The sequence below is a fragment of the Imperialibacter sp. genome (assembly GCF_040222815.1).
Classification (GTDB): domain Bacteria; phylum Bacteroidota; class Bacteroidia; order Cytophagales; family Cyclobacteriaceae; genus Imperialibacter.
The window spans coordinates 172381-186367 of sequence record NZ_JAVKCH010000026.1 but is presented as its reverse complement, the minus strand read 5'-3'; the positions used below and the strand labels follow the sequence as shown (position 1 = coordinate 186367).

The following is a 13987-nucleotide window of genomic DNA, read 5'->3' as shown; positions in this document are numbered from 1 at the left end:
GGTCGCAGTTCAGAATAAGCACAAGGCCTGATAAGTACCTTTGTAGCTACCAGTCACTTTTTGTCATCACTCGAATGCAAACTATAGACCAGGCCTTTGCTCAGGATAGGTTAAAATTCCTGAAATTTGAGATATAAGATGACGGCGAGTTGCTTGAAAGAAGCACCGCAGGGTCATTTAGCAAGAAACACATTCGCAAAATGAAATTTGATTTTAAAAAAGCAATTGAAATCCTGGAACGCACACCAGGAGTGCTCAATAGCTTGTTGAGCGGCCTCTCGGCTGACTGGACTTCCAGCAATGAAGGAGGGGAGAGCTGGAGTGCCTATGATGTGGTTGGGCACCTGATCCACGGGGAGAAAACGGACTGGATTCCCAGGGCAGACATTATTCTTTCGCCTGAGGCAGACAAGCATTTTCAACCGTTTGACCGCTTCGCCCAAATGGGAGAAAGCGGGAAGAAGACGCTGCAGCAGCTTTTGCAGGAGTTTAGCACGCTACGCAAGAGCAATATGGAGCGACTTCGTGCGATGGGTATCAGCGACGATGACCTTGCTAAAACAGGCATCCATCCGGCTTTTGGTCAGGTAACGCTGGCACAGCTGCTGGCGACCTGGGTCGCTCACGATTTGAATCATATTGGCCAGATTGTGCGAGTAATGGCCAAACAATACAAAGCCGAAGTGGGGCCTTGGGTGGAATACCTGAGGGTCATGCAATCGTAGCATCCGTTTTCGCTACAAGGCTTTGCGCCGGTAGTTCTTGCCGAGGGAATGGTTTTACAGTTAAATGCTTAAATTGACTTTACTTACCAAATAGAAGACAATGAAAGCTCCTTTGTTAGCCGTTCTATGCGTGTTCCTATTTCAGTTTGCCTCTGGGCAGGCTACTGAAAATGACAAGGCAATCACCAGGCTCATTGATCAATACTCCGAGGCGAGGGAAACCAAAGACACTGTGCTGCTGAAGAACATCCTTACCGAGGATATTGATCAGCTGGTGTCTAACGGCGAATGGCGAATTGGCATTCGGGTGGCTATTGATGGCATGATGCGCAGCTCCAGCAGCAATCCTGGTGACCGTACGCTTACCATTGACAAAATCCGATACCTGGGCTCAGAGGGCGCCATCGCCGACTGTCGTTACGAAATAAAGAATCCCGATGGCTCCGAACGGAAGATGTGGAGCACATTTGTAGTGGTAAAGCAAAAAGGCAAATGGCGGATTTCAGCGATTCGGAATATGCTGCCGGCGGGGTAAGCTTATTGGCTGGCTGGTTCTGCCGAAGCCTCCATATCGGCGTCAAGTTGAGGCGACGGAGGAGCTAGCAGACGTGGAACGACATCCCCAAGACGCTTGCAGTGACCGCTGGCACTTCTTCATTCATTCCGACCCGGCGGCTGACGGTTTCCTCCCCACTTCCCATTGCTACCGTGCCGACGCCTGATCTCCAGGCTTCCGACTACGGTCTTCCGTCTTCCCCGAACTTTTGCTGTTTAACCCGGCGGCTGACGATCTCCCTCGCACTTCCCGTCGCTATCGTACCGACGCCTGAACTTCCGTCTTCCGACCCCGGTCTTCCTTCACCCCAACTTCTTCTTAAAAAACTCCACCGTTCTTCCCCAGGCCAGCACAGCGGCCTCCTTGTCATACCTCGGTGTTGAGTCGTTGTGGAAGCCGTGGTTCACATCAGGGTATATGTATACCTGGTAGTCCACTTTGTTGGCTTTCAAGGCTGTTTCGTAAGCAGGCCAGCCTTCATTCACTCGGGTATCTAAACCTGCATATTGTATAAGCATAGACACTTTGATCTGCGCTGTTTCTTCCGCTGTGGGTTGTCCGCCGTAGAAAGGCACAGAAGCTTTTAGTGTCGGAATCTTCACGGCCATCATGTTAGAAATCCAGCCACCGAAGCAAAAGCCCACCACGCCGATTTTGCCATTGCATTCAGGGTGACCTTTCAGGTAATCATAGGCAGCGATAAAGTCTTCGAGCATTTCATCACGGTCACGCTTGCGTTGCATCTCCCGGCCATCATCATCATTGCCAGGGTAGCCGCCAAGGGGAAACAATGCGTCAGGAGACATAGAGATAAAGCCTTCCAGCGCCGCCCTGCGGCCTACATCCGCAATGTGAGGATTGAGCCCCCTGTTTTCGTGTACTACTACAATGCCAGGAAGTTTGCCTTTAGCCTTTACAGGCCTCGAAAGCTGCCCCTGCATTTTACCGGCTCCTTTGAGGGAATTGTAGCCCACGGTTTCTGTCTTCAACCTTGGGTCATCGACAGGCACCTGTAGGGTTTGCTGGTACTTGGGCATCAAAAAGTTGAGCATGGCAGGCACCGTTAGGCCGCCCACTGCATAGAAGGATATTTTCTCGACAAATTCCCTGCGGTCGATCTTGTTGTGCACATAGTAGTCGTACAAGTCAAATACTTCCTGCTTGATGTCTTCCTTTTTTATTTCGTCCATGATTGTAGTTATCGGTGAATGATAGACAATATATGATTTATTGGGTTTTGATCATAGAAGCAAATTTGTGAAGATACGCTCCAGGGCATTGGAACAGGCTGGCGAGTGTAGTTCGGATCTGCCACCACTGCTAGCAAAGAACCCCCAATGATTAGAAAGCCAAGTCGACGTTGTGAAGGATTTGATGTTACTATATCGATTATAGTCTGTGCCTGTCTTTGAAATCGAACGGGAAAAATCAACCCGATACAGGGCGTAGCCTACTCCACACGCATCAGTTCCAAAAGTCAGTTATCCATCATCAAATCCTTGTAATTTATCCAGTTGTTGGATAAATTGTAAGGATGATACAGCGGAATATATCTGAAAAAGTTAAAGAGTCGCTTAAATCCCAGGCGGCTGTAGCACTAATTGGTCCCCGCCAAGTCGGCAAAACTACCCTGGCTATTGACATTGGCAATGAAGTTGATGCGCTCTATCTTGACCTGGAGGATAGCAATGATCGCAATCGACTTGCGAACCCTGCTTTGTTTTTAGAAAAATTTGAAGACCGATTAGTGATTTTGGATGAAATCCACAGGATGCCAGATTTATTCGAGACCCTGCGTGGCGTAATCGACAAAGGCAGACGTAAACATAAAGGAAAGGGGCGATTCCTGATTCTTGGTTCTGTTTCGATTGATCTGTTACGACAGTCAGGAGAAAGCCTGGCTGGTCGGATTTCCTACATAGACATGTTTCCCATCGTAGTATCTGAGATTGAAGATACCAGATTTGCACGGGAAAAGCTTTGGTTGCGTGGGGGCTTTCCCGATAGTTATTTAGCTGAAGATGACAAACAGAGTTTGAATCTGAGAAGAAATTTCATCCGCACTTACCTGGAACGGGATGTCCCTATGTTTGGCCCTCGTATTCCTTCAACTACAATTGAACGCCTCTGGACAATGATCGCTCACCGGCAAGGCACAATATTAAATGCTTCACAACTCGCAAAATCGCTAGAAATCAGTACCCAATCGGTTACCCGGTATATTGATCTGTTATGTGATTTGCTATTGGTTAGTCGCCTTCAACCGTATCATGCCAATATAGGGAAGAGGCTTGTTAAATCTCCCAAAGTCTTTGTGCGGGATAGTGGAATCTTGCATGGGCTTTTAAATATTGAGACTCATGAGGAATTGGCGGGGCATCCCGTTGTGGGTTCAAGTTGGGAGGGATTTGTTATTGAAAACCTGGTTTCTGCTTTACCATGGCGCTCAATTCCATTTTTCTATCGCACAGCTGCAGGCGCTGAAATTGATCTAATCATTGAACACGCAGATCAATCTCTTTGGGCGATAGAAATTAAACGCAGCCTTTCAGCAAAAGTAGGGAAGGGGTTCTATATAGCCTGTGAAGACCTAAAGCCGGAGCGTGCTTTTGTTGTTCACGCCGGCGATGACAGATTTCCGATAACTGAAAAAATAGAAGCTATAAATATAACAGCGCTGGTCGAAGAACTTTCAAAAAAGAAATAATCATTCGACACAATATCGCTATACCGTTGTGGTTGCATTCCTCCGAAAGAAGATAAGAAAAGCGCCTTAAAATTAAAAATTTGAGATGTTTTCGCTGTGCTAGTTCTGGGTGAATGGTAGACAATATAAGGTTTATTGGGCTTTGATCATAGAAGCTGGTGAGTGGAGACACTCACCTGGGCAGCAGTTTTGGTCGTAGGAACTGGCGAGTGAAGATACCCACCAGAACAACGATTTCGTTTTTGTGCACTCCATCTAGAGCTCATAGTCTTCTGCGATTTAAATATGTGCAAACGCAATGACCGAGAAGGGTCAGCCAACCAACTACCGATTACTACTTACCTGCTACTACTGCATCACCCCTCATCAATCACGTATTTCCTCCTGGCCGACTTCGACTGCCTGATGCGGTAGTTCAGGGTCAGGTTCACCTGCCTTCTCCGGAACTGGCTGCTTCCCTCGGTGAAGAAATTGGGGCCCTCGGTAGTGTAGCGGCTTACCCGGCTGTTGAACACGTCCATGATATTGAGGTTCAGCGTGCCGTTACCTTTCAGCACTTCCTTGGCGAACGACAGGTCGATATACGCCAGGGCTTTGCGAGTGCCTTGTGTTGTTTTTTGTGGTGCTTCAAAGTTGCCTCTTAGCTGTATGTCGAGGTTGCCAGGCAAGGTGAAGCGGGAGGTTTGGCGGGCAAACCAGCTGTAGGTCGTTGGCTTGTAGGTGTCGATGATGTTGGTGCCGTCAATTTCAGCGTGAAAGAAGTTGAAGTTGAGATCCAGCTTCCACCAGTCGTACGGGTTGTAGTCGCTGGTAAACTCAATACCGAATGACTTTTGGCCAATAAGGTTTTGAGGTAACGTGCGGGCATTTCCCTGGTCGTCCACCACCCTGATGCGATCTATCGTCTCTTTGGAGTCTCTATAGTAAAACGAAGACGTTAGGGAACCTTTTTCAAAATACTTCAGGTGCCCTATCTCGTAGGCATCGGTGTATTCAGGATCCAGATCGGGGTTGCCGCTAAAGAAGTTCCTGCCATCGGCCAGGGTCACAAAAGGGCTCAGGTCATTATAAAAAGGTCGCCTGATCCTCCGGCTGTAGCTCAGCTGAAACGAGTTTTGATTGGCAACGGCATAAGTAAGGTGAGCGCTCGGGAAGAAATTCAGGTAGTCTCTTGGGTTTTGTTCATTAGTTTCCACCAGCCTTGTTCTCACATCGGTATACTCTACTCTAAGCCCGGCCTGGTAGGTGAACTTATTGCTTTTGTTACCGAGAATGGCGTAGGCTGCCTGGATATTCTCATCGTACAAAAAGATGTTTTTCAGATCAGGATCTACAGTTTCGACACCAGCCTCGTCCACATTTGTCACCACATAATTGTTTTCCATGTTCCGGAGGCTGCTCCTAAGCCCCGTTTCGAACTTACCTTCCTTGCCAATAGGCTTGGTGTAGTCAAGCTGGAGCAAGTATTGCTTTTCAAACTCATCGTTCAGCGCATGTTGTTTCTGGTTTGAGCCATCTATGGCGACGTTATTCCCGTCGTAAGATCGTTGCGTAAAAATTTGATCCGATCTTTCCCAGTAGTCGATGTATTTTAGGGTTGTGAGTAGTTTATGACCTTTCTCTTCGAAAGACTTTTCCCAGGTAAGCGTGGTTTCTGAATTGGGTTCGGCCTCGTTTTCATTTTGCCGGCGAGCCGTGTAGCCAAGGTAGTTGTTGTCGTCGTTTAGATAATCCCTATAGGTAAGGTCAGTGATCCGGTTGCCATCGCTGCGTGTAAACAGATACGACGCCGTAAGGATGCTTTTTTCACTAAAAAAAAAGTCGAGCCCACCCTGAATATTATTATTGAATCCCTTCAGGTGGCCGTTTCTGTCCTGTCTTGAAATGAAGGTAGTGTCGCCTGAATAGACTTCCTGATAGAGAGAGGCCACATTGGGTTGCTTGCGCCAGGCAATGCCGTAGTTAACAAACCAATTGATTTTTTTGTGGCGGTAGTTCAGATTAGCAGCACCTCCAAAGTTGTAAGGATAGCCAGTGATGCCCTGAAAGGAGCCGTTGAAGCCCTGGTTGCGGTCTTTCTTCAACACGATGTTGATAATACCGGCCATACCTTCTGCCTGGTACCTGGCCGAGGGGTTGGTAATGATCTCCACTTTGTCGACCATGCTGGCCTGCATTTGCTGCAACCCGCTGGCCCCTTTGAGGCTCACAAGACCTGAAGGTTTGCCATCGATCAATATCATTACATTGTCGCTGCCCCGTAGTTTCACATTGCCCTCTGGGTCTACAGCGATAGAAGGAATGTTGGTAAGCAGGTCGGAGGCAGTGCCACCGGCATTGGCCAGGTCTTGCCCCACGTTAAAGATCTTTTTATCGAGCGAAAGCTCCATGGTACTTTTCTCAGCCCTTACTTCCACTTCTTCCAGCGTGCTGGACGAAGCACTGAGCTGCACGGTGCCGATGTCGGTATTAGATGATGCCTGGAAACTCCCGGTGCGATGTGCTTCGTAGCCCATGAACTCCACCAAAGCATAGTAGCTGCCTACGGGCACCTCTACAGTAAAATTGCCTTTGTCGTCAGTAACATTTCCTCCTATGAACTGATCGTCCTGTGCAAAAATCCGGATAGACGCAAAACTCATGGCCTCGCCCGACTGGCTGTCGACGACCTTTCCCTTCACATTTACCTTTTTACCTCCCTGGGCAAAGAGCCCGTGCGTGGTTACAACAAAAAAAAGAACAAGAGTGAAGACTGAGCGAAGATGCAATAACGAAAAGTTGTAATTCATGAGTTGGAAACAGTAGTCGGCGGTGTGTAGTAATGATTGTTAGACGGTAATTTTCTACCAAAAGAACGAGTAAAGTCCAGACCAGAGATCAAAGCTCCGGCCCGGCAACGATGATTATATTTTGAATCTTTCTTTTAGGTAACTAATGGCTTTTTCGTAGGCCTGTTTCGACGATTCTTCGTCGTACTTCGGATTGCTTGGGTTGGCAAAACCATGAACGCCCGGGTATATTTTATACATCAGGGTTTTGTTGGCAGCCTTCATATTGGCGGCAAACTCTTCAACCACTTCTTTAGAAATTCTCTCCTCGGTGGCAAATACGCCGAGCACATCTCCGCTGAGCTGCTTCAGCTTTTCCACATCCCTCACAGGCATACCATAGTACATAACGGTGCCAACGGTTTGCTTGCCTCCCAGCAGTCCTGACCGGAGCGACCAGCCGCCACCAAAGCACCAGCCGACATTGGCAATTTTAGCTTTTGGCCCTGCATAGGCCAGGCCACCTTTGATGATGGCTTCCAGGCGAGCTTCCTGAGCGCCTTGCACCAGCTTGCCTGCTTCGGCGGGCACATCGGTCACCTTGCCGTCATAAAGATCAAGTGCAAGCACGTTGACCTCGCCGTTCAGGTCGTTGTAAAAGGTGTCCGATTGTCTGCGGATATAGTCGTTCAAGCCCCACCATTCCTGATAAACGAACAGCCATTTGTCTGATTTCTTTTTGGCTTTCACCATGTACCCGGTTGCATCGGTGCCATCAGCTGCTTTGAAAGTTACTTTCTCGCCCATGGCATCGTATTGAAGGGGGAGCGGAGCCGGATGTAGAGCAACAAACGCAGGGTCGGTGGCAAAGGACGCCATGCTGTCTTCAGATGGGGCAACGTAGCACAACGTGATTTGTGTTTCTTTCTTTGTTTCAACCGGTGCAAACAGGTAGCTGATAAAGCTAACTATTGCTATGCTGGTACCAAGTAAAAGCTTCACCATGGGGCAATTGTTTAAGTAGATTGGAATTTTGCCATTGTCAAACCGCCTTTAGCGGATGCACTAACCAAGGCAATTAACATAAAGATCGGATTTGAAGTGGTTGTTTACGCTAAGTTTTACACGAGCTGTTGTAAAAAGTTGTCACCACTCAAGCGGGCGTGAAAAGTTATTGTGATGTTTTGACACAAAGAATTACTTTCGTCGATACGAAGTCGACGTTAAAATTCGATAGTTTATCCTGATATTCTACCAGATTTTCTATTCTTCTTAGAATTTCAATTCTCTTTTAATGACCTTACAGCTGCAAAGTTCTGTCGGCTGCTGTCAAATGCATAGGAAAGCAAGCGTTTATACAGCCGGTAGCACAGCTTTTGAACAACAATTATACTTCGTTTAGATGGTACTTACTTTAAAAACTACCGGCAGGTCAGTGTTGATCTATGCCGCATCGATTTGCCTGCTTGTGCAATCTTGCAAGCAATCTGAAACTCCAACTTCCAACGAACCTCCTGAAGACAATCGCTTTACTAAAGTGGTGCTCACAGAAGGCATGGACGAACCGATGGAAATGACTTTTCTCCCCAATAGCCGTGTGCTCTTTGTAGAAAGAAAAGGTGGTGTGAAGATACTTGATGAAAATACTGGTGAAGTGACCCTGGTGGCGACTATCCCCGTGAATACCAAGTACACTAACAAGGAAGGTAGAGTGAGGGAGGCCGAAGAGGGTCTGATGGGCGTAATTGCTCACCCTAAATACAAAGAAAATTCGTGGATTTACATGTATTATGCTGATCCTGACACACCTAAACACGTGCTGGCTCGATGGGAGCTGAGAGGCGACTCACTTTATGCATCAACCAAAAAAGTGGTGCTGGAAGTGCCGACGCAGAGAGAAGAATGCTGCCATACAGGAGGTGGGATGGTGTTCGACAAAGAAGGTAATCTCTTTTTAACTGTTGGAAATAATACCGTGAACCCGAGAACAGGGTCTTCTAACCTTGACGAACGCCCTGGCATGGAAAGTTCTGATGACCAGCGTGCGCCTGGTAATACCAATGACCTGAGAGGCAAAATCCTCCGTATCCATCCAGAGGCCGATGGTAGTTACACAATTCCTGAAGGCAACCTTTTTCCCCAAGGCACAGAGAAAACGAGGCCAGAGATTTACACCATGGGCCACAGAAACCCCTGGAGACCAACTTTGGACAGCAAAACGGGCTATCTGTATTGGGGCGAAGTTGGCCCGGATGCATCTGTTGATTCTGTTTGGGGACCAAAAGGCTATGACGAGTTCAACCAGGCTAAAGGCCCGGGCTTTTTTGGCTGGCCGTATTTTATTGCTAACAATAGGGCTTACAATCGCCATGATTTGGCGACCGACACTTACGGAGAGCCTTTTGACGTAAACCATCCTGTCAACGAGTCGGTAAACAATACGGGATTGAAAGAACTGCCTACGCCGGTGGTGCCGGCTTTCATCTACTACCCATACGGCCCGTCGGACACATTCCCTTTGGTGGGAACAGCAGGGCGTAGTGCTACTGGTGGCCCTGTTTTCCGCAAAGCTGACTTTGCCGGTGCACCAAGGCCTTTCCCTTCTTACTTCGAAGGAAAATGGCTGATCGTAGAATTCATGCGTGGCTGGATCATGTCAGTAACAATGGATGAAAATGGCGACTACCAATCCATGGAGCGCTTCCTGCCCAACGAGAGCTTTGTGAGTGCCATTGATATGGACTTTGGCCCGAGCGGCGACCTGTATGTGCTGGAATATGGCAGTGCGTGGTTCAGAGGTAACTCAAATTCCAGAATTGTGAAAATCGAATACAATGCGGGCAACAGAAAGCCAATTGTGGCTGCTTCTATTGATAAGGCTGCCGGAGCTGTACCTTTTACGGCTCAGCTATCATCGGAAGGCACAACAGACTACGACGACTACGATCAGGGAAAATTGAACTATGAGTGGAAGGTAGTGTCAGACGGCGGTATTAACAAAACGCTCACTGAAGCCAACCCATCGTTCAATTTTGAGCAGGCTGGTACTTATCAGGTGAGCCTGACAGTGACAGATACCAAAGGAGAGAAGAACAGGGCTTCTATGGAAGTAGTGGCTGGCAATGAACCACCGACGGTATCCATCGATTTCCAGGTACCCAACCGGAGTTTCTATTTCGGTGAGAAATCGCTCACTTATACTGTGAGTGTGAGTGACAAGGAAGATGGAAGCAGCACCGATGGCACTATCAAGCCCAACGAAGTGGCTGTTACTTTCGACTACGTGCCCTCTGGTTATGACCCCATTGAAATAGCTTCCAAGCAGCGTGGCGCTGAGTCAATGGCTGCTTTGAACATTGGAAAGAACCTGATTGAAACCAGCGATTGTAAGTCGTGCCACCAGTACGAGCAGGCATCGATTGGGCCAGCTTACAATGCAGTAGCTACTAAATATCCTAAGACTGACGCCAACATCAATATGCTGGTGGGCAAAATAATCAATGGCGGAAGTGGCGTTTGGGGTGAACATGCCATGAGCGCTCACCCGCAATTGAGCCAGGCCGATGCCAAAAGAATGGTGATGTTTATTCTCAACATGCTGGAGACCAAGCCAACTGTGGAATCGCTTCCGCTCTCAGGCACAGTTACTCCCCAGGTGCCGGAAGGAGAGGATGGACAGGGTGGATATCTGCTGAGAGCCTCTTATGCCGACAAAGGCGCTGGTACTGTTGGGCCACTATCTGGCGATGATTTCGTGGCGTTGAGAAACCCTTCGCTGGATCCTCAGCAGTCTGAGATCAGAAAAGGTGTGAATTTGCTGACCACGCCAGGCACTACCTTCAACATGGTGGGCAGTGGCTCTTACATAGGCTACAAGGACATAGACCTAACAGGTATTAAGCAGATTGATTTGTTTGTGCAGGCTTCTCCAAGGGTAAGTGCGGCCGGTGGATATGTAGAAGTGCATCTTGACTCTCCGACCGGCACATTGCTGGGAACCACTAATACGGTAGGTCAAAAGAATGTAGGGTTTGGCAGACCAGCGCCAGGGGAAGATATGGTCACCTGGAGAAGAAAGAGAAATTCACAGGCACAAGCCAAAATTCAGGCAACAGAGGGAATACACGACGTGTACTTTGTTTTCAAAAGCGATACAGCCACACCCGACCAGGTTTTGGTGCAAATTGCTGAAATCTTGTTCCTAAATGAAGAGGCAGCACCGTTAGAGGCGGGGATGTAAATCGTTCCGTTAAGATGCTAAATAGAAAACCTCAGGCAGACCGGCCTGAGGTTTTTTGTATGCACTATGTCAATATGTTTTATTGACGCATTGAAATTGACTTCGTTTCTGGTAAATTGATAGCTGAACCTGCTTATCACTATCCAACTACCTATGAAAACTGCTATCCTCTTACTTTGGTCTTTACTGCTTTGTCTTCACCCAACCACAGGACAAAATGCTGTCTCTTTGGTCCAGATCAAGTCAGGGAAGGTGTCGGGAGGCATCACGGCTGATGGAAAGATCACTAGCTTCAAAGGCATCCCTTTTGCCGCACCACCAGTTGGAGAGTTGCGCTGGAAGGCGCCTCAGCCGGTACAGCCCTGGCAGGGGACAAAAGAATGTACAGCATTTGGGCCAAGCCCAATGCAAGGCAAACCTGCACCTTTTAGCATGTGGAGCCAGGAATTCCTTATTCCCGAAGAACCGATCAGTGAAGATTGTTTGTACCTGAATGTATGGACTGGTGCAAAATCCTCCCGAGAGAAACTCCCGGTGTTGGTTTGGATTTATGGCGGTGGGTTCTCGAGCGGAGGAAGCGGCGTGCCTATTTACGATGGAGAAGCCATGGCCCGCAAGGGGATTGTGTTTGTAAGCATCAACTATCGGGTAGGCGTATTTGGCTTCCTTGCCCACCCGGAGCTGACAAAGGAGTCACCAAACAGCGCATCTGGCAACTATGGGCTGATGGATCAGGTAGCTGCTTTGAAGTGGGTGAAAGAAAACATAGCCGCCTTTGGAGGAGACACTGCGAATGTCACTATAGCAGGCCAGTCGGCTGGATCCATGAGTGTCAATTGCATGGTGGCAACTCCTCTGGCAAGGGGACTGTTCAATAAGGCAATTGCCGAAAGTGGCGCTAATTTTGGCAGGAACCAGCAGACCCTGGCGTCGGCCGAAGAGACTGGAGTTGCCTTTGCGAAGTCTGTCGGCGCAGCGGGATTGGCAGACCTAAGGAAATTCTCGCCACAAGAGCTCATGAAGGGCCAGCTCGGGATCAGGGGCCCGATCATAGACGGCTACGTACTTCCTGAGCATATCGCCGACATATTTGCCGTAGGCAAGCAAAACCCGGTTGATTTGCTCACCGGCTGGAACCAGGACGAAGGCCTGCTTTTTGGGCCTGTAAAAAATGCAAGCGACTTCAAAGCACAGATCAGCCAACAGTATAGCGACAATGCCGGGAAAGTGCTGACCTACTACCCGGCGTCTGACGATGCGGAGGCGGCCCAATCACAACTCAATCTTTCCCGAGACATGATCTTTGGTTTGCAAAATTATGTCTGGGCCAATGTGCAGGCAAAGCAGGGGAAGACGAATGTATATGTCTACCGATTCACTCGAAAAGTGCCAGGCACCGGTGAGTATGCCAAATATGGTGCATTTCACACCGGCGAGGTACCCTATGCCTACGACAACCTGGAGTTTGTGGATCGTCCATGGGAGGCCGTAGACCGGGAGCTCGAAGCAATGATGTCTGCCTACTGGGCTAATTTCGTCAAAACCGGAAATCCTAACGCTAAGGGCTTGCCCAAATGGCCCATTTACAAGCCGGATGCCAAACAAGTGATGTTATTGGGAGCTGAAGTCGAAGCAAACCCGATCCCCGACGGCGAAGCGTTAGATACAATGGCGGCCATTTTATCTGCGAACAAGTAACCCATGCTTGCATTCCTCGGCCTTTTGACCATAGTGCTTTTGCTTGTTTTGGTAATGAGTAAAAAGCTCTCTCCGGTAGTGGCACTTATCATTGTGCCTGTTGCCACAGCGCTAATTGGCGGGTTCACAACTGAGATCGTCACCTACATCACCGACGGAGTGAAAACCATTTCTACCACGGCGGTGATGTTCATCTTTGCTATTTTGTTTTTCGGTATCCTGATGGACGCCGGCACTTTTGAACCGGTGATCAAGCGGCTCTTGAAAGCAGCAGGCAACGACCCGGCACGGATTACTGTCGTTACCGCCATTCTTGCCATGATCGTCCACCTTGACGGTTCGGGCGCAGTCACCTTTCTTGTGACAGTGCCTGCCATGTTGCCTCTTTATGATGCCATGGGCATGAAAAGAACGACGCTGGCCACTGTGGTTGCCCTGGCTGCTGGTACCATGAATGTTTTACCCTGGGGAGGGCCGACCATCAGGGCTGCTTCCGCATTGGAGGTACAAGTAACAGAGTTGTTCAATCCCATTTTAATTCCGGTCATTTGCGGGTTGCTGGCAGTATTGGCAATTGCCTGGTACCTGGGAAAAAGAGAAAGGGGCCTGGTGAATGAGCAAGGACAGGCCACTGGTTCGATTATCGCCTTCGAAAAGGACACCAGTCTCCATCGGCCAAAATTAATTTGGCTGAACACGGCGTTGATCGTCATTTCCATTACTGCACTGATCTCCGCCTTTGCACCACCGCATGTCATTTTCATGATCGCCTTTGTCATAGCCATCACGGTGAATTACCCTAACCTAAAAGACCAAAGGGAGAGAATTGATGCCCATGCAAAAGCAGCTTTGTTAATGGCGAGCATTTTATTTGCTGCCGGATGCTTTACCGGCATTTTGAAGGGGTCGGGCATGATAGAAGCAATGGCTGCAACAGCCGTTAATTATATTCCGTCCGCTGTGGGCAATCACCTGGCATTGATCACCGGCGTGGTCAGCATGCCTGCCAGTTTACTGTTCGACCCGGATTCATTCTATTTCGGAGTACTGCCATTGCTGGGAACCACTGCGGAGCATTTCAATGGCGAAGCCATAGAGGTGGCCAGGGCGGCCATTTTGGGGCAAATGACTACCGGGTTTCCTGTAAGCCCGTTAACAGGTGCCACCTTTTTGCTGATAGGTCTCACAGGGGTGGACTTAGGTGATCATCAACGCAAAACCATTCCCTGGGCTTTTTTAGTCACAATAATTATGCTGACAATGTCTGTGCTCATTGGAGCCATAAGTTTTTGA

At 48.6% G+C, this 13987-nt stretch carries 9 protein-coding genes; 6 read left to right on the top strand and 3 right to left on the bottom strand.

Features of this window, described 5'->3' with window-relative positions; all coding sequences use genetic code 11:
* The first annotated feature begins 200 nt into the window (after positions 1 to 200).
* Together RIF36_RS14560 and RIF36_RS14555 are read left to right on the top strand one after the other, a co-directional pair.
* A complete protein-coding gene (locus tag RIF36_RS14560; protein WP_350122385.1) occupies positions 201 to 725 on the top strand; it encodes a DinB family protein in 525 nt (174 codons plus the stop codon).
* Between the two features lie 100 nt (positions 726 to 825).
* Positions 826 to 1260 carry a YybH family protein gene (locus tag RIF36_RS14555; protein ID WP_350074090.1) on the top strand — a complete coding sequence of 145 codons (435 nt, stop codon included), beginning with the start codon at positions 826 to 828 and terminating at the stop codon, positions 1258 to 1260.
* Between the two features lie 323 nt (positions 1261 to 1583).
* Here the strand turns inward: RIF36_RS14555 and RIF36_RS14550 are convergent, their stop codons facing one another.
* The gene (locus RIF36_RS14550; protein ID WP_350122383.1) at positions 1584 to 2471 is read right to left on the bottom strand and encodes a dienelactone hydrolase family protein; all 888 of its coding nucleotides are present in this window, start codon (positions 2469 to 2471) and stop codon (positions 1584 to 1586) included.
* 344 nt (positions 2472 to 2815) lie between these two features.
* Here RIF36_RS14550 and RIF36_RS14545 point away from each other — a divergent pair, with 344 nt between their 5' ends.
* Positions 2816 to 3988, top strand: a complete 1173-nt coding sequence (locus RIF36_RS14545) for an ATP-binding protein (RefSeq protein ID WP_350074086.1) — start codon at positions 2816 to 2818, stop codon at positions 3986 to 3988.
* A gap of 356 nt (positions 3989 to 4344) precedes the next feature.
* Here RIF36_RS14545 and RIF36_RS14540 read toward each other — a convergent pair whose 3' ends face one another.
* Positions 4345 to 6777 carry a TonB-dependent receptor domain-containing protein gene (locus RIF36_RS14540; protein WP_350122381.1) on the bottom strand — a complete coding sequence of 811 codons (2433 nt, stop codon included), beginning with the start codon at positions 6775 to 6777 and terminating at the stop codon, positions 4345 to 4347.
* Between the two features lie 114 nt (positions 6778 to 6891).
* Positions 6892 to 7761 (bottom strand): dienelactone hydrolase family protein, encoded by an 870-nt coding sequence (locus RIF36_RS14535; RefSeq protein WP_350122379.1) that lies wholly within the window; start codon positions 7759 to 7761, stop codon positions 6892 to 6894.
* 397 nt (positions 7762 to 8158) lie between these two features.
* On the opposite strand from RIF36_RS14535, the gene RIF36_RS14530 reads away from it, so the two are divergent.
* From RIF36_RS14530 to RIF36_RS14520, 3 genes are all read left to right on the top strand, one after another.
* Entirely contained in the window at positions 8159 to 10996 is a 2838-nt protein-coding gene (locus RIF36_RS14530; protein WP_350122377.1) for a PQQ-dependent sugar dehydrogenase, read from the top strand.
* A 153-nt stretch (positions 10997 to 11149) separates the two neighbouring features.
* A complete protein-coding gene (locus RIF36_RS14525; protein ID WP_350122375.1) occupies positions 11150 to 12694 on the top strand; it encodes a carboxylesterase/lipase family protein in 1545 nt (514 codons plus the stop codon).
* Positions 12695 to 12697: 3 nt separating this feature from the next.
* Positions 12698 to 13987, top strand: coding sequence for a CitMHS family transporter (locus tag RIF36_RS14520; RefSeq protein ID WP_350122373.1), 1290 nt, complete (start codon positions 12698 to 12700; stop codon positions 13985 to 13987).